Source organism: Colwellia ponticola (genome assembly GCF_005885605.1).
Taxonomy (GTDB): domain Bacteria; phylum Pseudomonadota; class Gammaproteobacteria; order Enterobacterales; family Alteromonadaceae; genus Colwellia; species Colwellia ponticola.
The window spans coordinates 1-1,170 of sequence record NZ_SZVP01000037.1 but is presented as its reverse complement, the minus strand read 5'-3'; the positions used below and the strand labels follow the sequence as shown (position 1 = coordinate 1,170).

Genomic DNA, 1,170 nt, shown 5'->3' with positions numbered 1-1,170 from the left:
GGCGTTGGTATGACTCCCCACGTCAAGTTAAATACACTGATCCTTGTTCATTAATTTAGAACTCTTTCTATTCACTTCACATATTAAGTGAGTTAACGCATAGAATGAAGCAAGTAATTTCGTCGGTTATCATGCTGATATTCGTGGATTATTAACCTGTTGGTTAACAGCGCCTACCTTACTCATTTCGTCGTGGCACCTGTCTTCAATCTATGTTCGTGGTTCAATAGCCGTTAAGCTATTGCCATCCTAACGCCGTCGGTGGTTGTGCCACACCCGATGCTTGACTCTATGCGCTAACTCAAAAGCTTTTTTTAACAGATGATTCATGCAGGCATCCTTGCTAAACGTAACGTGACATCAATAACGGGCAATACCACTTCACGCGAGATAGCCCAGATGTAGGCAATCATTTCTCTAGCAATTGCGGTCACTACCACATTGCGATGTTTACCTTTGTGCATCAACCGATTGTATCGTCGGCATAGCCTGAGTTGCGCTTGCCATGCAATATCGATGACTTCTTTAGGTAAGCCTTCCTGCCTTAGTTGCATTTCTTTAGATATATTGGCGTTGTGTTTATATGAATGTGCCCCTTCGACCAGTAGTCGTCTTGCACGGCTATTACCACATTTAGTAATAGCCCCTAAATGACGTTTACCGCCACTTGAGTGTTCACTGGGCACAAGGCCGAGGTAACTCATTAATTTTCTAGGGTGGTCAAAGCGTGTTAAGTCACCTAATTCAGCAATAACACCCGTTGCGACTAATAACCTCACACCTCGTAGTGCCTGTACGGCTTTTACTACAGGGTAATAGCGCCAATTTTTCACTTGATGCGTTAGTTCATTGTCTAAGCGCTTCAAGCGTTTGAGTCGTTCGGTAATCGTTGATACGGCTTCTTGCAAAACAATTTGCTGACAGGGATGGGGTAATACTAATTCAGCGAGCCAGCGTAGGTGTTGTAATGACCAGTTATCATTTACTTTGCTGGTAATATTATTACGAAGCAGTAGGGCTTTTAGTTGATATTTAGCGTCTTTTAAATCTTTCATCGCGGTTTCCCGTGAGCGAGATAAGTCTCTTACTGCTTCATCTTCTGGCTCAGGTACATAAATGGGTGTTAATTCTTCTGTTTTGAGCAGTTTTGCTAATTTCAATGCATCACGT

Annotated in this window: 1 protein-coding gene; it reads right to left on the bottom strand. The window is 42.7% G+C overall.

The window, feature by feature from the left end:
* Positions 1-326: 326 nt before the first annotated feature.
* Positions 327-1,170: IS110 family RNA-guided transposase (locus FCS21_RS15710; RefSeq protein ID WP_138624475.1), on the bottom strand; the 844-nt coding region annotated here is incomplete at its 5' end.